The organism is Streptosporangium subroseum, from assembly GCF_900188345.1.
Classification (GTDB): domain Bacteria; phylum Actinomycetota; class Actinomycetes; order Streptosporangiales; family Streptosporangiaceae; genus Streptosporangium; species Streptosporangium subroseum.
The window spans coordinates 115,592-133,404 of sequence record NZ_FZOD01000008.1; the positions used below are offsets into that span (position 1 = coordinate 115,592).

A 17,813-nucleotide genomic window follows, 5' to 3' on the forward strand; every position below is an offset into this window, starting at 1 on the left:
ACATTGGTCGAACATCGGCCGAACACTGCGAGATCGGGGAGGGACACGGCCATCATCGGCGGGATCTCACCGATCCATGTTGTCGTCGTTGGCTGATCTTTGAGTAGACGTCTCCCGGCAAGCACCGTAACGTGCTCCTTTTAGGAGAGACCGGGCCGTTTGCACCGTTCCAAGAAGGGGCAGGAACCGGCCTCTGATGAGGAGACAGAACCAGCTCATGCGTACCATCGAACAGCCCGCCGGCAGCACGCTCCGCCCTTCACCCGAGGTGGCCGAGGCACTGGCGCAGGGCGCCCCGATCGTGGCGCTCGAATCCACGATCATCTCGCACGGCCTCCCACAGCCCCGCAACCTCGAGGTAGCGGTGGAGCTGGAGGAGATCGTCCGCAAGGCCGGGGCGGTACCGGCGACGATCGCGGTGCTGGACGGCGTGGCACGCATCGGCCTGAACAAGCACGAGCTCAAGCGGGTCGCCGGCGAGCCCGGCCTTCGCAAGCTCGGCTTCCGCGACCTGCCCGCCGCCGCCGCGCTCAGGGTCAGCGGGGCGACCACGGTCTCGGCGACCTCGTTCCTGGCCGCCAGGGCGGGCATCCGGGTCTTCGCCACCGGCGGTCTCGGCGGCGTGCATCGCGAGTGGGCCGACACCCAGGACGAGTCGGCCGACCTCGACATGCTGAGCCGTACCCGCATCACCGTCGTCTGCGCGGGCGTGAAGTCCATCCTGGACGTCCCGGCCACCCTCCAGCGGCTCGAGACGCGGGGTGTCACCATCGCGGGGTTCCGCACCGACGAGTTCCCCGGCTTCTACCTGCACACCTCCGGCGAGCCGATCGACTGGCGGATCGAGACCCCGGCCGAGGCCGCGGGCATCATGCGAGCCCAGGACGCGCTCGGCGGCCCGGAGAGCGCCCTGATCGTGGCCAACCCGGTGCCGCTGGAGGATCAGCTCGACCCCGCCCTGCACGACCGGGTCCTCGCCGAAGCCCTCGACGCGGCCGAGCGGGAGCAGGTCACCGGCCAGGCCATCACCCCGTTCCTTCTGGGGTATCTGGTGCGCGGCACCGACGGCGCCTCTCTCGAGGCGAACCTGGCCGCCGTACGAGGCAACGCCCGCGTCGCCGGGCAGATCGCGGTTTCCTGGAGCCGGGGAAACTGAGGCAGTCGTGACCGGAACAGGTTTGCTGGTTATCGGCGACGTGGTCACCGATGTCGTCGCGCTTCACGGAGGGTCCGCCCTGTCCGGCCTGGCCGTCGGAACGGACACCGCCGCCGACATCGTGCTGCGCCCCGGCGGCTCCGGGGCCAACACCGCCTCCTGGGCCGCCCACCTGGGCGCCGACGCGCGGATCCTGACCCGGGTCGGCTTCGACACCGGCGAGTGGCACGCCGCCGAGCTACGGCGCTTCGGGGTCCGGCCGCATCTGCGCGTGGACCCCGACCGGCCGACGGCCGTGGTGATCGCGATGGTCGACGTGACCGGAGAGCGGTCCATGCTCACCAACCGGGGTGCGGGCGGGCACATCGGCGTCGACGACTGGGACGAGAGCCTGCTCGACGGGGTGGACCATCTTCACCTGTCCGGATACACGCTGTTCGCCGAACCGGGCCTGCAGCTCTCCCGGCTGGCCCTGGCCCAGGCCGCCCGGCGCGGCATCTCGATCAGCGTGGATCCCGCCTCGACCGGCTTCCTGCGCTCGTTCGGCCCTGAACGGTTCATCCAGGAGACCCTGACCTCCCAGCTGATCATCCCCAACCGGGACGAGGCCCTGCTGCTCACCGGCGAGACCTCCGCCGAGCGGGCGGCCGAGAAACTGAGCCTCCGGTACGGCGCGGCGGCGGTGAAGCTCGGTTCCCGGGGTGCGCTGATGGCCCGGAACGGAAAGTTGGCCGCCTGGGTTCCCGGAGTCGCCGCCGAGGTGATTGACTCCATTGGTGCGGGAGACGCGTTCGCCGCCGGACTGCTGACGGCCCTGCTCAAGGGGGCCGACGACGAGGCCGCGCTGGACGCCGGACGCCGCGCCGGAGCGGAGGCGGTAACACTGGTAGGCGGTCGCCCGCGTACCCTTCCGTCTGATTTGAGCACCAACCAGCTTTACCCTCTTAACGCCAATTGATAGCTTGCGGCGTAGGCTGCACCATTAGCCACATGCGTCACTTTGGGGAGGTTGCGGTCCGCCGATGGATGCCGAGTCATCGATCTGCCTGAGTGATCTGGTTCCGGCCCTGCGCTGGAGCCGTCCACAGCAGATCGCCGAAGCCCTGGCCGACTCCCGCCTGCCCGCGGGCTGGTGGGCCTCGGTCACCCTGCCCAAGGCCCTCGGCATCGCCGGTCTCGACTGGGTCTGTGACCGGCTGGCCCGGCTCTCGCTGTCCCGCTGGGACCATCTGCCACTGTGTGACGTGCTGCCCGCGCTGCACGTGCACACGGTCGACCCGACCCTGCCGGGCTGGCCCGAGGCCGCGCGTTCGGCCATCTCCGGGCTGGGCGGCTGGTCCCGGCTGCGCCGCCTGACCGCCGGAGACCTGAACGGGCCGTCGATGGCGGCCTCCCCCGAAGTCGTGATCACCGCCATGTTCCGCGAGGTGCTGAGCCGGATTCCCGGGATCCCCGAGCAGGCGGCGCCGCCCCTGCTCGCCGCCGCGGAGGCCCCGGCGCAGATCCCGGCCCAGGTTCCCGCGCAGATGCCCGCCCAGGCCCCCGCACAGATGCCGCCCCAGGCCCCCGTACGGGTCCCGGAGCAGGTTCCCGCGCAGGCCGTCACGCAGCCCCCGGTGCACGTTCCCGCGCCACCGGTTCCGCCGGCCCCGGCCCCGCAGCCGGCTCCCGAGCCCGCGGTCCGTCTCAGCGACTACCCGCTGGTGCGTCTGGTGGACAACATGTTCCGCGACTGGAGCCCACTGGAACGCGCGGTCGCCGTAGAACGGCTCTTCGCCGTCGACCCGATCAGCCTGCGCGCGCTCGCACACAAGCTGAACGCCGACCGTGACGCTCTCTCGGCGGCTCAGCGGGCCGCCGAAGAACGCATACTGCTCTGGTTGCGCTCCTCGGAGTCCGCCCCGCTCACCGGCCACATGTTCGGGCTCACCGAGTGGCTGGGCGCCGCCGCCACCAAGGACCAGCTCATCGGTGCCGACCCCGCGCACGCGATCGAGGTCCCCACGCTTCACACCCCGCTCTGGCGGGTGCTGGTCACGCTCATGCCCGACCGGCGGCTCCAGGACGACTGGCTCGTCGTGGGCGACCTGGGCGGCCTGCGCGACCGGACCCGCCAACTCCTGGCGAATAAACCCATCGACGCCGACGCGGTCGCGCTCATGGAGAACCAGCTCGGCATCCGCGCCCACTCCGCCCAGGCCTGGCTCGACGCACTCGCCGCGAGCGCCACGCGGACGGACAACTGGTCGGAGGAGGCCGCCGCCGAGGCCACCAAGCAGCTGCCGCGCCGCACACCGGGCGTCAACGGCCACCGCCACCGCGGCGGAGCGCCGATCCCGCAGGTGAGCGCCGACTCCATCGACCCCCGTGCCGCTCTGGCCGCACTCTCGGCCCTGTCCGGCGGCAACACCCGGCCGCACCTGATCACCAGCCGTCGCGCACCGCTCCACCCGCCGACCAACCCGACCACCGACCCGAGCCGCTGGCAGCGGATAGAGGTGACCAGCGACCATCTGCGGGGCGGCCCGGTGGCCGTGCCCGAGGGGTACGCCACCCGCCTCGGCATGCGTCCCGGCACGCTGCTGTCGGTGACCGGCCCCGGTGACAACGCGGTGGTCCTGGTCTGGCGCGACCATCCCGTCTTCGACTCCCTGCAGCCGGTGCTGATGCGCCTGAACGCCCGGCCGGGCGACCAGGTGTACGTCACCGTGGACGGCTACCGCCTGGACGCCCAGCTTCCCAGCTGACGCGCCTGAACGCCCGGCCGGGCGTTCAGGTGTACGTCACCGTGGACGGGCCCCGGCGGCGTCCGTGTTCGCGGCATATCCACGTTTCACGCCCATGGGCAAGGCGTCAGGCCCGGCGTAGCATGCGGTCATGGCAGTCCTTCACCCTCGGCGTATCGCGTGGGAGGGCGCGCGGGTCTTCGTCTCCGCGGCCAACGCGAACGCCTACTGGTGGCTCAGTGGCATGGTCGAGCAGCACCTCGGCGCTCCGTACCGGCTGAAGCTGTCACGGACGCGTCTCCGCCTGCAGTCGGAGACGGACCCGAGGTTCCCCGGGGTTGCCGAGTTCTCCGAGGCCGGGGCCTGGCGGGTCTGCCTGGACGAGCTGCTTGACAGTCGGCCGGACGTCGCACCGCTTCTCAGCCAGATCGTCAGGGAGACCTCGGTCCGGCTCTCTCGCTGAAGCGGCGTACTCGTCGACGACAGGGCACGCCGTCCATCCGGAGGGCCCTGACGGCCGGGGAGCCGCCCGCAGCCTCCCCGCACCGCGCCTCCCTACACCACGACCCTGTGCCGCCGTCGCTGCGACAGCATGCCGTCGACGGCGAACGCTCCGCCGCCGCTGAAACCGACGGCCAGGCTGCCCGCCGCGAGGGCGAGGACAAACTCGAAGCCGCCCTCCTCCGCCGTGAAGCCGTTCGCCCCGTGGACGAACACGATCGCGCCGATCATGTCCAGCACCAGCAGGGTGCCGAAGACAGGCAGCGCGACCCCCAGGATGAGGGCGACTCCGCCGACGACCTCAAGGGCGGCCACCCCCGGCGCGGTCAAGCCGGGCAGTGGCACTCCAAACGACGCGAAGGACTTCGTCACGCCGGAGAGCCCCGTGGTGAACTTCTGTATCCCATGGAAGAGGAAGATCATCCCGATGCCGATCCGTGCCAATAGGAGGGTATAGGGACGCACCTTGTCAATCATGCTGATCCCTTCCTGTCATTCGAATGCGAACCGAACAACATAGATAGTTCAAATTCGAACAAGTCATAGAATGTATGGGTGACGGACGCGAGATGGCTCAGCAAGACGGAGATGGACGCCTGGATGTCGTACGTCGCGGCGACACATCTGCTGGAGCGGCGCGTCGAGGAGCAGTTGAAAGCCTCCGGGTTAACCCATGCCCAGTACGAGATCCTGGCAAAGCTCTCGGCCTCCGCCGGGCGGCGGCTGCGGATGACCGAGCTCGCGCGTCAGGTGGTGGTGTCCAAAAGCGGGCTCACCTACCAGATCGGCCAGCTCGAAAAGCGGGGTCTCGTCGAGCGGACCGCCCACCCCTCCGACGACCGGGGTGTCCTCGCCGTGCTCACCGAGAAGGGCGTGCGCTGCCTGGAGCGGACCGCCCCGGGGCACGTGGCCGTCGTCCGCGCCTTCCTGATCGACCGGCTCACTCCCGACGAGCTGCGGACCATGACCCGGATCATGACGAAGGCCGCCGAGGCGACGACCTCGGCGGCCGGCCCACGGCTCGGAACACCCTCGCCGGAGCCCTCGCCCCTCACCTGGGGCGGCTGATCCGCCTCGGGCGCGACGTACGGAAAATCATTCGTCAGGCCTCTTTCCCCAGCCACGGGCCCTGGCGCGACCTTTCCGCGGAGCGGTCCGGGGCATACAAGACATCCGGTACGGCCCGCGCGGGGGAGCATGACCGCGCGAGCCGTACCGGATCATGGCCGCATCGCCGGGTCAGGTGGCGGTGCAGCTCACGGAGGACGGCACACCGTTGGTCCCGGACCAGTTACCGGTGAAGCCGAAGGACGTGGAGGCGCCCGAGGAGAGGCTTCCGTTGTGGGACGCGTTCCTCACCGAGACGCCGGCGCCGCTCTGGGTGTGCGTGCCGTTCCAGAGCTGGGTGATGGTCTGGCCGTTCGGGAAGGACCAGCTTGCCGTCCAGCCCGCGACGGCCGCTCCCCCGGTGCTCTTCACGGTCACCTCGGCCTGGAAACCGCCCTGCCAGGAGCCGGTGAGCTTATAGGTGGCGGTGCAGGCCTTGCCGCCGGGCACGGTGGGAGTCGGCGTGGGCGTGACGGGAGGAGTCGGGGTCACGGTGGGTGTGGGGGTCGGCGTGGTGGGGGGCTGCCAGGGAGCCGCCATGGCCAGGTCGTAGGCGCGCTGCGGCACGAACTGCCCGGCCGCCGCGATGCAGCCGTCCGCCTCGCCCGGCAGCTTGATCCAGAGGAACGCGTCGATCATGGAGTCGCCGGTCTCGGTCGTGCTCGGCGTGCCGATCGCCCGCCCCGCCGGGTCACACCACTCGCTGCCCTGCGGGCCGTTGCCGTTGCGACTGGTGTCGATCACCGCGCGCAGGCGGGAGACGCCGGTGGCGGCGAGGATGTTCTTGGCGTACGCGACCTCGGTGGAGCTCGACCGGTAGTTGGAGACGTTGAGGGAGATGCCGTCCGCGCTGTTCGCGACGTCCGCCGCCCTCAGACGGGTCGCGGCTTCGGAGGCCGACAGCCATGCCGAGTGCCCGATGTCGAAGTAGACCTTGGCCGTCGACGAACCCGCCTTGAGCTTCTTGCCGGCGTACGCCATGGAGGCGTTGGTCTCCTGCTGCTGGGAGGAGTTCATGCAGCTGGTCATGATCGGGAGCACGTCGGGCTCCAGGATGATCGTCGCAGGACGTCCCTGGAGACCGGCCGCGACCTCGTCGATCCATTGCCGGTAGGCCGTGTGGTTGGGCGCGCCACCGGTGCTCGCGCCGCTGCAGTCCCGGTTCGGAATGTTGTAGACGACCAGGATGGGAGTCTTGCCCGCGCTCGCCGCCGCGCCGACGAACGTCGACACCTGAGCGCGCACGGCGGAGGTGTTGGTGGTGGTGAACCAGCGGGCCTGTGGCACTGCGGCGATCCGGTCGCGGATGACCGCGGCACGGGAGTCTCCCGGATTGGCCGCGACCCATTTGGCCGCGTTGGTCTGTGGATCGACGTAGAACGTTGAGTCGGCCGCGAACGCACCGGAGGCGGCGGCGACCGCAGCGCCGGACGCGACCACCAGGGCCGCGCAGAACGCGGCCAGAACTGACCTTCTTGGCATGGATCGGCTCCTTCGTGGAGGGCATGGGAGCGCTCCCACAGTAGCGGTGCGACCGCCCCTCACACAGTCCCGACCATCGGACGCTCACCCCGCGCGCTTGTGAGCTGTGCGGATACCGTTACCGGGCGCTGAAAGTTTCATCACACAGTAGAAAGTCAAGACCGACCGCCGTGTACGGCATCCGAGCCGCCCTCATCCGGGCGTGGATCCGGTCATCGCGCCCGGATGAGGGCGGCCGCGCGCTCGGCGATGGCGTAGACGGTGGCGTTGGTGTTGGCGGACACGATGGAGGGCATCACGGACGCGTCGGCGACCCGCAGTCCGTCGACGCCGCGCACGCGCAGGCCGGTGTCGACGACGGCCATGTCGTCACCGCCGATCCGGCACGTTCCGACCTGGTGGGAGTAGGTCCGCAGGCTCCCGTACAGATAGGCGCGCACGCCGTCGTCGTCCCCGTCCTTCACCCGCGGGCCCGGCAGCACCTCCTCGCCGCGCCATTCGCCCAGGGCGGCCGTGCTCCCGAGCGCGCGGGCGACGCGCAGCCCCGCGGCCATCACCGTGAGGTCGCGGGGGTCGCCGTAGTAGTTCGGGTCCAGGCGGGGGGCCGTTCCCGGCCGGCCGGCGGCCAGCCGGACCGAGCCGCGGCTGCGGGGGGCCATCGCCGAGAAGGCCACCGAGTAACCCTGGCCGGGCACGGGCAGGCTGGGCGGCAGCGAGGGCGCGTAGTACGGAATCCCCAGGACCTGGATCTGGAGATCCGGCGCCTCCAGCGTGAGGTCGCTGCGGATCAGGCCGATCACTTCGCCGTGGCCGCTCACGGTGGCCGGGATCGGCCGCGCCGGGCTGTAGACGACCATGGACCTGGGATGGTCCTGCAGGTTCGCCCCTACCCCGGGAAGATCGAGGAGGACCTCGACGCCGACCTCGCGCAGGTGGGACCGGGGACCGATGCCCGACTGCATCAGCAACTGCGCGGATCCCACCGTGCCCGCGGTCAGCACGACCTCTCCCCGGCACTCCGCCGTGAGCACCTCGCCGCCCACGCCGTACTCCACGCCGGTGCAGCGTCCGGCCGCCACCAGCACCCGGTGCGCCGTCGCGTCGGTGACCACCGTGAGGTTGGGGCGGTGTAGGACCGGAAGGAGATAGGCGTCCGCGGCGCTCTGCCGCCTGCCATCGACGATGTTCCGGTCCACCAGGCCGAAGCCTTCCTCCAGACCGGAGTTGATGTCCTCCGCCGCCGGGTAGCCGAGCTCGGCCGCCGCGGCGAGTGCGGCCTCCGACACCGGATGGGGCGATGACGGCGGGGTCACCGTCAGGGGGCCGCTGACGCCCCGGAGCGCGGGGTCGCGCCCCTCGGCGTGTTCGCTGCGCCGCAAGTATGGGAGCAGGTCGTCGAACCCCCACCCCTCCGCGCCGGCTCCGGCCCACGCGTCGTAACTCGAACGGTGACCGCGGACGAACGCCATGCCGTTGATGGCCGAGGATCCGCCGAGGCCACGCCCGCGCGGCCAGGGAATCCTCGTCCCCGTCGCGGCCTGCACCACCGAGGTGCCGGCCCAGTCCGCCGACGTCCCCTGCAGGCTCAGCCAGTCGGGCGGCGGGGCCTCCAACGGCTTCCGCGCGCCGGCCTCCAGCAGGAGGACGCGCGCATCCGCGTCCTCCGACAACCGCGCGGCCACCACGCAGCCGGCCGTCCCCCCGCCCACGACGATGTAGTCATAACCGTCCACGGCGGGCTCCCTTATCCCAGTGCAGCACACATCGAAATTTTCATTATAAATAGGGCGATAAGGGAGAATTTAGCCCACGCTCTCGGATACCACCCGGCGTCCACGATGCGACTCGCCCGCTTTCGCCACGGTCAGAAATGCCCACTGTCGCGAAGAGGTCCGCCGCCGACCGCGATCGCCGCTCTTTTCCGCCTCACGACCATCAATCGCGCCATCACGTGGCCGGTGCCCCGGAGGCCGAAAGTCACTGGCCCGTGCCCCGGCGCAAACGGTATTCTCCTACCCTCGTGACTACTTCGGATCCTGGGCAACAGCATTCCTCCGCTCGCCTCGGATGGCGGGAGAGCAACCGCGCATGGTGGGACGAGCGCGTACCACTGCACGCCGCCAGCGAACTCTTCGACGTCACCGGTTTCCAGGCAGGTCGAGACACACTGCGCCCCTTCGAGGCGGCAGAGGTCGGCGACGTCACGGGCAAGGCCCTGCTGCACCTGCAGTGCGGAATCGGGCTGGACACCCTCTCCTGGGCCCGGCGTGGAGCCCGGGTCACCGGCCTGGACTTCTCCGAACCGGCCATCGAAAGGGCCCGTACGCTCGCCGCCGAGATCGGGGTGGCCGGCGCCCGCTTCGTGGCCGCCGACGTCTACAACGCCGCGCAGGTTCTGGAGGAGGAGACGTTCGACATCCTCTACACCGGGATCGGCGCGCTGTGCTGGCTACCGGACCTCGGCCTGTGGGCGCGGACCGTGGCCTCGCTGATTGCGCCCGGCGGTTTCCTCTATCTCGTCGAGCGTCACCCGATCGCGGAGGTTCTGGGCAAGGACGGTCGCACGGTCACGCGCGACTACTTCCTGCGCGAGGCCGCCGTCACCGACGAGACCGGCAGCTACGCCGACCAGAGCGCGCAGACCACGGTCAACCGCAGCGTGCAATGGCAGCACGGACTCGGTGACGTGGTCAGCACGCTGGTCGCGTCCGGCCTGCGCCTGGAGTTCCTACACGAGCACGCCTTCACGTTCTATCCCCAGTTTTCCGTCCTGCACCAGACCGTGCAGGGCGTCTACCGCATCCCCGCCGGGCAACCACAGGTGCCGCTGGTCTACTCCCTGCGCGCGACGAAGTAAGGACTCTTCGGAGAATCCGAGCCGGCAGGCCGGAAAATATTATTTCGGCCTGCGAACGTCGTCCCGACAGCTCGCCGGGCCGCACCCGGGCGCGGCGCGCACCCGATCTCACGCCCGTCAGCTGAGCACGGGTGCCCGCGAGGTCCGAAGTTGGTCCGGCATAGCAGGCAGATCCGAACTTGAATGCGCGAAGTCGGGCATCGGCCGATCGCCTCCGTCCCTCGCGGGTATGACAAAAGCATGAGATACGCGCGAACGACAGGTTCATCACCGATGAGCGGGAGCGGCGCGAATGGGTGTCCGCGCTGAGCCGAGACGCTCGACCAGGACAGGAAGAACGCGGTGACGGCCCGCACGCTGCGGGCCGGCGAACGTCCGGCGGAGCCGTGACGGCTGACCCGGCGGCGAGCGGGTGGGGCGGCGCTGCACTCAAGCCGAGGAGCAGCGAGGTGAGCAGCGGCAGGTGGGGCGGGCCGACGTGTACGGACGGATGCGGGGCTGGCTGCTGGGCTCTGGGGCGAACTGGGCGCGCTGGACGGCGCTGCGGTTGCTCAGACTGGTGGATCTACGGCGGGCCCGCGGTGCGCCCGCGCCGAGTGCCGAAAAGGTACGGATCCTGCTCTTTCACGCCTACGGCATGGGCGGCACCATCCGCACCGTGCTCAACCTCGCCGGGTATCTGGCGCACAGCCACGACGTGGAAATCGTCAGCCTGATCCGCGCCCAGAGCCACCCGTTCTTTCCCGTTCCCCCCGGCGTCGCGGTCTCGTTCCTGGATGACCGTACCGAGCGGAAGGGCAGGGTGCGCGCGCTGCTGTCACGGTTGCCGAGCGTGCTCGTGCCTTCGACCGAGCCCACCTACCGGCGCTGCTCGCTCTGGACCGACCTCGTGCTGCTGCGTTACCTGCGCTCGCTGACCGGCGGAGTGCTGATCACCACGCGGCCCAGTCTCAACCTGTTCGCCGCCTCCTTCGCCCCGCCCGAGGTCGTCACCATCGGCCAGGAACACCGCAATCTGGCCGCGCACAAGCCCCCGCTCCGCAAAATCATCCTGCGCAGGTACGGCAGGCTGGACGCGCTGGTGACCCTGACCCGGGCCGACCTGGATCACTATGCCCGAGCGGTGCCGGGTGTCCGTCTGACCTGCATCCCCAACGCGCTGCCGCCCCTCGGTACGGGAGACGCCTGCCTGGAGAGCACCACGGCCGTCGCGCTGGGGCGGCTGGAGCGGGTCAAGGGCTTCGACCTGCTCCTGGCGGCCTGGCGCCTGGTCTGCGACCGGCGCCCGGAATGGACGCTGCGCATCTACGGATCCGGGCCGTGGCTGGATCGGCTGAAGACGCAGATCGACGAGCTGGAACTGACGGACCGCGCCTTCCTCATGGGCCGGACCAACCAGGTCGGCGAGGAACTGTCCAAGGCCGCGATGTTCCTGCTCAGCTCCCGCTCAGAAGGCATGCCGATGGCCCTGATCGAGGCGATGAGCAAGGGCCTGCCGTCGGTCGCCTTCGACTGCCCCACCGGGCCCGGGGAGATCATCACCGACGGCGTCGACGGCCGGCTGGTCGAGCCGAAGAACATCGAAGCCTTCGCCGAGACGATCTGCGAGCTCATCGACGACCAGGATCTGCGTCGCAAGCTCGGCGCCGCCGCGCAGAGCACCGCCGTGGCCTATGACCTTCAGGCCATCGGCGCCCGCTGGGACACGCTGCTGACCGAGACCGTACGGCACCGGACCCGATCCAGGTCCCGGTGACCATCGGGGCGAGAGCGAGTCCGGACAGGGCGGTCAGCGACTGGCTCGTCGAGATCGAGGTGACAGCCGCGGGCTGATGAGGACCGGTTCGACAGGACCGGCTGGTTGAAGGACAGGGTGAGCACGCGATGCAGAACGAGATTCGGAGGCGACAGAGGCAGACGACGCCGTGGCAACGACGGTCCACCCGATTTCAGATCAACCGAAACGAGGACCTACCGTGTGGCCATGGAACTCATCGGGGAAATCACCACTGACCGCCCGCTGCTCGTCCTCGCGGTCAAGGAAGAAGCACAGTTCCTTGACACCGGCCTCCCGGTGCTGCTCACCGGCATAGGCAAGGTCAACGCCGCGGTCACGCTGGCCACCGTGCTCGCCCGTGGGCCCCGCCCCTCCCACATCGTCAACCTGGGCACCGCGGGAGCGCTGCGCCCGGGGTGGACGGGCACCCACGTCGTCAGCACCGTGATCCAGCACGACCTGGACACCGACCTGCTGTACGCCCTCACCGGCGAGACCTACGGAGCGGCACTGACGCTGAACGCGGACGACGGCCCGACCCTGGCGACCGGAGACGCCTTCGTCGCGGACGAGGCCGCGCGCGAGCTCCTCGCGGTCCGGGCCCACCTGGTCGACATGGAGGGCTACGCCCTGGCGACGGCCGCGGCCCAGGCCGGTGTCCCGATCCGTATCGTCAAGCACGTCAGCGACGACGCGGGCGAAGGCGCGGTGAAAAGCTGGCGCGAGTCGGTGGCCGACTGCGCCCGCGTCCTGGCCGACTGGGCCACCCGGCACGTAACCCATCAGCTCTGACCTTCGCGTCCGCCGCGGCCGGCGGACGGCCGGATCGGCCTTCTCGCCGGCCCGCGTATCCGCGGCTCGAAGTCCCGGCAAACGCGGCTCTCCGACGACGACCTGCGCTGGACCCCACCGATCTCCAAGCATGAGATCAGCGCCCTGCGTCCTCTCCGCGCACCACGTGGTCTGTCGAAGGTCCGTTCGCTCCGGCGCGGCCACGGTGGTGTGCCGGCATCCCGCTCGTTCGTTCACAAGGCGGTCGGCGGCCGTGTTCAGGGGCGCTTCGGCTCGAAGTGCATCGCGGTGATCCCGCAGTCGAACGGCCGAGCAGCGACGAGGCGGAGCCGCTGGTGGGCTCCGATGTTGGCGAACACCGGCATTCCGGCGCCGATCGCGGTCGGGTTGACGAACAGGTGGAGTTCGTCGAGCAGGCCCTTGGCGATCAGGTCTGATACGAGCGTGCCGCCTCCGTAGGCGATGATGTCCCCGCCCGGCTGGGCCTTGAGCTTGTTCACGGTCTCGGCGAGGTCGCCGCCGGCGACGACGGCGTTCTCCCAGGGCGACTCGGTGAGGGTGTTGGAGATCACGACCTTGGGCGTGTTGTTCATCCAGTCGATGGACTCCTTGTCCTCGCCCTCGGGCCCGGCCGCCCACGCCGGGATGAACCCCTCGGCGAGCTTGCGGCCCAGCACGATGCAGTCGACCGGCTTCATGAGCGCGCCGATGTAGGCGTTGATGTCGTCGGTCCACGGGAACGTCATCCAGTCCATCTCGCCGTTCGGGCCGGCCATGTAACCGTCGACGGTGGTCTGGACCTGGAGCTTGAACTTGCGCATGAGGTGCTTCCAATCGGTGCGGTGTCGATCTCTGGTGTCACTCGTTCTTTACGATGCCCCCACTCTGGCATCCGACAATCCAAAACGTCAAGACAAATTTTTTTGTCGGTGTCGCCCACCTGGACGCCACGGCTTGTCTTCCCAGGTCAAACGGCTACCGGAGCGACGAATCGATCACCGGTCGATGTGTTGGGCGACGCCGGGTTCGGGCCAACGGCCGGCAGTCCACCGCCATCAGGATCATTGGTCACAACGACGCACGGCTCTCAGCCGGTCGCACCGTTGTCGTAGTGCTCGTGCTCCTGGTGCGCGGCGGTGAACTTGCCGATGAAGTCAGCCCGAAGCGATCCCGGTACCGGCTCGACATGGTCGGAGACCGCGCTCTTCACGCTGGGATCGTCCGTTGTCGTTCGCGGATGCCGAGCCCGCACTCATGGGCCCCACGGGGGCGCCTATCAGGCGACTGTCCGATATGCGGTCATATATCCGAGAAGTAAACGAAAGTGCACAATATGGTAAGAAAGTAATAATTTCAAGTACTTTACATGGTCTCTCCAGTGGTGATCGGATTCCTTCGATCATCAACTCTGGAGGCAGTGTGAGACCAGTTTTTACCCGGAGGTCTGCGGCGTCAGTAGCCGCGGCCCTTGTTGCCGTTGTGGTCACCCCTGCGGCGGCTCACAGTGCTCCTCTTGTTCAACCGCCCACGGTGACGTCGGCCCCAACCGGCAGCGCGCACCCTGAGCCTGCCACGGTGACGTTGATCACTGGCGACAAGGTGACGGTGACTCAGGGATCTCATGGAACCCCCTCGGTGAACGTCGAGCGCGCGCCGGAGGCCACGGGCTCGGTGCGCATCGCCACCGAGGATGGGGACACCTATGTGTACCCCGACGAGGCTGTGGCCTACATTGCGGCCGGTCGACTTGACAAGCAACTCTTCGACGTGACCCAGTTGATAGCCCAGGGCTACGACGACGCGCACAGCAGTGAACTCCCTTTGATCGTCACCCACACGGAGGATTCGGCCACCCTCAGGCCCGGCACCACGAACGGCCTGTCCACCCCGCAGCCCAGCACCGCGCTGCCGGGTGCCGAGACCACGCTGAGCCTTCCCTCCATCCGCGGTGAGGCGGTCCGCGCCCACCGGTCGAAAGCCGCGGCCTTCTGGTCGGCTCTCACCGGCGCCGGGCACGGCGGCCCGCCGCCGGCGGGCCGGATCACTGGCACGCCGGATACCGCGGTGGCGCCCCCCTTCGCCGCCGGCGTCGACAAGGTGTGGCTCGACGGCAAGGCGGAGGCGACCCTCGCCGATACCACCGCGCAGATCGGCGCCCCCGCGGCCTGGACCGCGGGAGGCACGGGCGCCGGGGTCCGGGTTGCCATCCTGGACAGTGGGGTGGACACCACCCATCCGGACCTCGTGGACCGCATTGCGGCGTCCAAGAGCTTCGTCCCCGGCGAGGACGTCGTCGACCGGAACGGGCACGGGACCCACACCGCCTCCACCCTGTCCGGGACGGGCGCCGCTTCCGGCGGTAAGGAGCAGGGAGTCGCCCCCCGCGCCGATCTGCTGGTGGGCAAGGTCCTCGGCGACACCGGTTCCGGATCGGTGTCGGGCATCGTCGCGGGCATGGAGTGGGCGGCGCGGACCGAGCACGCCAAGGTGATCAGCATGAGTCTGGGCGTCAGCGACTGGCACACCCAGGACGATCCGATGAGCCAGGCCGTGAACCGGCTGAGCGCCGAGACGGGCGCGCTCTTTGTCATCGCCGCGGGCAACGACGGACTCGATCCCTACAGCCTTGCCGCGCCGGGAACCGCGGACGCCGCGCTCACCGTCGGCGCGGTGGACGCGTCCGACCACCTCGCCGAGTTTTCCAGTGCCGGGCCACGCATGAACGACGACGCCCTCAAGCCCGACCTGACCGCTCCCGGCGTGGACGTGCTGGCGGCCCGCTCGCAGTACATGAGCTGGGGCGAAGGCTATTACCGCCTGGAGAGCGGCACCTCCATGGCGACGCCCCACGTCGCCGGGGCAGCGGTCCTGCTGGCCCAGAAACACCCGGAGTGGACCGGGCAGCAGATCAAGAACGCTCTGATGAGCACCAGCGTGCCGACCCCCGACTACAGCCCCTACCAGGCCGGCACCGGCCGGCTGAACGTGGCCGCCGCGTACCGGCGGGACCAGATCATCGCGACCGGGTCGGTGGACGCGGGGCTCGTCCCGTGGTCGTCCGGTACGCAGCGGCAGCCGATCAAGCGGAAGATCACCTATACCAACACCACGGACAGCCCCATCACTTTGGATCTCTCCGTCGACCATGGCGACTCCCCCGCACGGGCGTTCACGGTAGCCGCCGACCACGTCACCGTGCCCGCGCGCGGAACCTCGACGGTCGACGTCACGGTGGACCCGAACGGGCTCGCATCGGGCCAGTACGCCGTCCAGGTCAGAGCACGGCACGCAACCGATGAAGTGCACACGGTCGTAGGCGTCTCCGTTGAATCCAAAAAGCACAACCTCACCGTCCACCTGAAGGACCGCGCCGGTCGGCCCCTGAGCGGCGAGGTCGAGATCAGGAGCGCCGACGGAGGCACCACCTTCATGTGGGTCCCGAACGGGACGCTCACCAGCCGCTGGGCCCCCGGCTCCTACACCGTCGTCTCCCTCGCGGACGTGGAAGGTCTGCATGGACCCCACTCCCTCGGGCTCGCGATGCTGACCGCTCCCGAAGTCGACCTGACGGCCGACCGGAACGTGGAGCTCGACGCCTCGCAGGCGCGCCAGGTGAAGGTGGCGACACCCCAGCCGACCGCCGTCGTCAGCAGCAGGATCGACCTCTACCGCTCCTTCACCTCGAGCCGGCCCACGCCCGACGACGGGGATGCCCTGCGTGAGACGATCATGCCCCCCGCCACCTACGACAGCCTGTGGGCCCTCCCGAGCAAGGAGAAGGTGAAGAAGGGCAGCTTCGTCCTCACCACCAGGTTCCGCGCCGAGCAGACGCCACTGGAGATCACCTACCGCGGTCACCGCCTCGACGACGCCCTCGTGCAGCCTGGTTCCCAGCCGATGCGGGACGGCACCTCGCGCCTGGACGCCGTCTTCGCCGGCACCGGCTCACCGGCCGACTACGCCGGCCTGTCCGCCCGCGGCAAGGCCGTGGTCGTACGCGGCGGCGACGCCGTGGCCCCCACGGATCGGGCAGCGGCGGCGCACACCGCCGGTGCGGCGATGCTCCTGGTGGTCAACGACGGCGCCGGCCGGAAGAGCGCCTGGTACGGCGACCCCGACGCCGTGTCGACCGGGCGGATCCCGGTCGCCTCGGTGACCATGGACGAGGGAGAAGAGCTGATCAACGAGATCACCACCGCGGGCAGGAACGGGATACGGCTGGCGGTCGAGGCCCACCCGGCGCCGAAGTACCTGTACGACCTGGTCGACTACCACCTTGGAGGGGTGCCCAAGGACCCCTCGGCCAAGACGGATCCCCGCGACCTCGCCCGGATCGATCTCGAGTTCACGCCGCCTTCCGGGAAGCAGGTCACCGAGTCACGGGTGGACTTCCCGCCGTACGAGTGGTACTCGGCCGTCCCGTTCTCCTCGGAGCCGGTCGCCCCGGGGCGGCGTACCGACTGGGTCTCCGCCGGAGACGGAATCATCTGGCAGCAGTCCGCAGGCCTGGAGGACTGGGGGAGGTCTCAGACCGACCGGCTGTCCTACCGGCCGGGCAGCGTGCAGAAGGATCGCTGGTTCGGCCCCATCACACGGCCACGTCTGATCAGCACCGACCTCCCGTTCCGCGGCGAGTACGGACTCAGCGCCTACATCCAGGGATTCGGCGACGCGGGAGCCGCACACAGCGGCGGGACCGGCATGCCGCAGACGATCTCGATGTACCAGGGCGACAGGCAACTGGTCCAGGTCGAAGGTTGGCCCACGCTCAACGTCGGTGACCTGGCACCGCAGAAACTGCCGTACCGGCTGGTCGTCGAGACGAAGGGTGACGCCAAGGTCAGCCCCTACTCCACCGCCACCCAGACCGAGTGGAGGTTCACCTCCGGTGTCCCCGAGGGGGTGCAGGCCATCCCGCTGGTCCAGCTGGACTACGGAACGGACCTGGATGCCGAAGGCAGGGCGGAGCGCACGTCGGACTTCTCCATCACGCCGGTGGTGCTCGGCAGCGACTCCGCTCAGGATGCTCTCTCCTCGCTCATGCTCGAGGTCTCCTACGACGACGGGGCCACCTGGCAGCGGCAGAGCCTGAAGGAGAAGAAGGGCACCTGGCAGACGTCTCTGAGCGCGCCGTACCGAGCCGACTACGTATCCATCCGGGTCACTGCCAAGCAGCGAAACGGCGGCGGCGTCACCCAGACCGTCACCCGGGCCTTCGGCCTCGAAAAGTCCTAGAAGAACGATCGGCGGGTGAGGCGTCACCGGCAGATGATCGCGGCGAGGGCCTGAAGGCCTCGTGGATGTCGTCACGGATCTCCCAGCGGATGCGTAGGCGGCGGAACCGGTGCAGCGCGATCATCCAGAGTTCTGGATCAACCTCTCCCCTGCGGGGCGGCGGGTGTCGTACGGCTCCGT

14 protein-coding genes are annotated in these 17,813 nt (G+C 69.5%); 9 read left to right on the plus strand and 5 right to left on the minus strand.

The genetic code is table 11. The features are described from left to right. Positions 1-217 precede the first annotated feature (217 nt). The 4 genes from CHC08_RS10950 (at position 218) to CHC08_RS10965 (ending at position 4,345) form a co-directional block, all read left to right on the plus strand. Positions 218-1,156 (plus strand): pseudouridine-5'-phosphate glycosidase, encoded by a 939-nt coding sequence (locus CHC08_RS10950; RefSeq protein ID WP_089207235.1) that lies wholly within the window; start codon positions 218-220, stop codon positions 1,154-1,156. Positions 1,157-1,163: 7 nt separating this feature from the next. Then, complete coding sequence (locus tag CHC08_RS10955) at positions 1,164-2,114, plus strand: carbohydrate kinase family protein (RefSeq protein ID WP_089207109.1); 951 nt, start codon at positions 1,164-1,166, stop codon at positions 2,112-2,114. Positions 2,115-2,178: 64 nt separating this feature from the next. Further along, complete coding sequence (locus CHC08_RS10960) at positions 2,179-3,903, plus strand: hypothetical protein (RefSeq protein ID WP_089207110.1); 1,725 nt, start codon at positions 2,179-2,181, stop codon at positions 3,901-3,903. A 130-nt stretch (positions 3,904-4,033) separates the two neighbouring features. Then, a complete protein-coding gene (locus CHC08_RS10965; protein ID WP_089207111.1) occupies positions 4,034-4,345 on the plus strand; it encodes a hypothetical protein in 312 nt (103 codons plus the stop codon). A 92-nt stretch (positions 4,346-4,437) separates the two neighbouring features. Here CHC08_RS10965 and CHC08_RS10970 read toward each other — a convergent pair whose 3' ends face one another. After that, positions 4,438-4,860, minus strand: coding sequence for a DoxX family protein (locus CHC08_RS10970; protein WP_089207112.1), 423 nt, complete (start codon positions 4,858-4,860; stop codon positions 4,438-4,440). Between the two features lie 78 nt (positions 4,861-4,938). On the opposite strand from CHC08_RS10970, the gene CHC08_RS10975 reads away from it, so the two are divergent. Further along, entirely contained in the window at positions 4,939-5,451 is a 513-nt protein-coding gene (locus tag CHC08_RS10975) for a MarR family winged helix-turn-helix transcriptional regulator (protein ID WP_089207113.1), read from the plus strand. Positions 5,452-5,622: 171 nt separating this feature from the next. Here CHC08_RS10975 and CHC08_RS10980 read toward each other — a convergent pair whose 3' ends face one another. Beyond that, the gene (locus CHC08_RS10980) at positions 5,623-6,972 is read right to left on the minus strand and encodes a glycoside hydrolase family 6 protein (RefSeq protein WP_089207114.1); all 1,350 of its coding nucleotides are present in this window, start codon (positions 6,970-6,972) and stop codon (positions 5,623-5,625) included. 212 nt (positions 6,973-7,184) lie between these two features. Continuing rightward, positions 7,185-8,705 carry a GMC family oxidoreductase gene (locus tag CHC08_RS10985; protein WP_089207115.1) on the minus strand — a complete coding sequence of 507 codons (1,521 nt, stop codon included), beginning with the start codon at positions 8,703-8,705 and terminating at the stop codon, positions 7,185-7,187. Positions 8,706-8,992: 287 nt separating this feature from the next. On the opposite strand from CHC08_RS10985, the gene CHC08_RS10990 reads away from it, so the two are divergent. From CHC08_RS10990 to CHC08_RS11000, 3 genes are all read left to right on the plus strand, one after another. Then, on the plus strand, positions 8,993-9,829 hold the full coding sequence (locus CHC08_RS10990; RefSeq protein WP_245878257.1) for a class I SAM-dependent methyltransferase: 837 nt from the start codon (positions 8,993-8,995) through the stop codon (positions 9,827-9,829). Between the two features lie 463 nt (positions 9,830-10,292). After that, entirely contained in the window at positions 10,293-11,585 is a 1,293-nt protein-coding gene (locus tag CHC08_RS10995; RefSeq protein WP_245878258.1) for a glycosyltransferase family 4 protein, read from the plus strand. 228 nt (positions 11,586-11,813) lie between these two features. Next, positions 11,814-12,398 carry a nucleosidase gene (locus tag CHC08_RS11000; protein WP_089207117.1) on the plus strand — a complete coding sequence of 195 codons (585 nt, stop codon included), beginning with the start codon at positions 11,814-11,816 and terminating at the stop codon, positions 12,396-12,398. Between the two features lie 257 nt (positions 12,399-12,655). On the opposite strand, the gene CHC08_RS11005 is transcribed toward CHC08_RS11000, so the two are convergent. Together CHC08_RS11005 and CHC08_RS52375 are read right to left on the minus strand one after the other, a co-directional pair. Then, positions 12,656-13,219: a dihydrofolate reductase family protein gene (locus CHC08_RS11005; protein WP_089207118.1), complete on the minus strand. Its 564-nt coding sequence runs from the start codon at positions 13,217-13,219 to the stop codon at positions 12,656-12,658. A gap of 266 nt (positions 13,220-13,485) precedes the next feature. Then, entirely contained in the window at positions 13,486-13,608 is a 123-nt protein-coding gene (locus CHC08_RS52375; protein WP_275937165.1) for a hypothetical protein, read from the minus strand. Positions 13,609-13,973: 365 nt separating this feature from the next. Here CHC08_RS52375 and CHC08_RS11010 point away from each other — a divergent pair, with 365 nt between their 5' ends. Continuing rightward, positions 13,974-17,633: a S8 family serine peptidase gene (locus CHC08_RS11010; protein WP_218825243.1), complete on the plus strand. Its 3,660-nt coding sequence runs from the start codon at positions 13,974-13,976 to the stop codon at positions 17,631-17,633. Positions 17,634-17,813 lie beyond the last annotated feature (180 nt).

Excerpts from the sequence above, each read along its gene's own strand:
- CHC08_RS10970 (WP_089207112.1), bottom strand. The coding sequence starts at position 4,860 with ATGATTGACAAGGTGCGTCCCTATACCCTCCTATTGGCACGGATCGGC.
- CHC08_RS11005 (WP_089207118.1), bottom strand. The coding sequence starts at position 13,219 with ATGCGCAAGTTCAAGCTCCAGGTCCAGACCACCGTCGACGGTTACATG.
- CHC08_RS10960 (WP_089207110.1), top strand. The coding sequence starts at position 2,179 with ATGGATGCCGAGTCATCGATCTGCCTGAGTGATCTGGTTCCGGCCCTG.
- CHC08_RS10980 (WP_089207114.1), bottom strand. The coding sequence starts at position 6,972 with ATGCCAAGAAGGTCAGTTCTGGCCGCGTTCTGCGCGGCCCTGGTGGTC.
- CHC08_RS10950 (WP_089207235.1), top strand. The coding sequence starts at position 218 with ATGCGTACCATCGAACAGCCCGCCGGCAGCACGCTCCGCCCTTCACCC.
- CHC08_RS10965 (WP_089207111.1), top strand. The coding sequence starts at position 4,034 with ATGGCAGTCCTTCACCCTCGGCGTATCGCGTGGGAGGGCGCGCGGGTC.
- CHC08_RS11000 (WP_089207117.1), top strand. The coding sequence starts at position 11,814 with ATGGAACTCATCGGGGAAATCACCACTGACCGCCCGCTGCTCGTCCTC.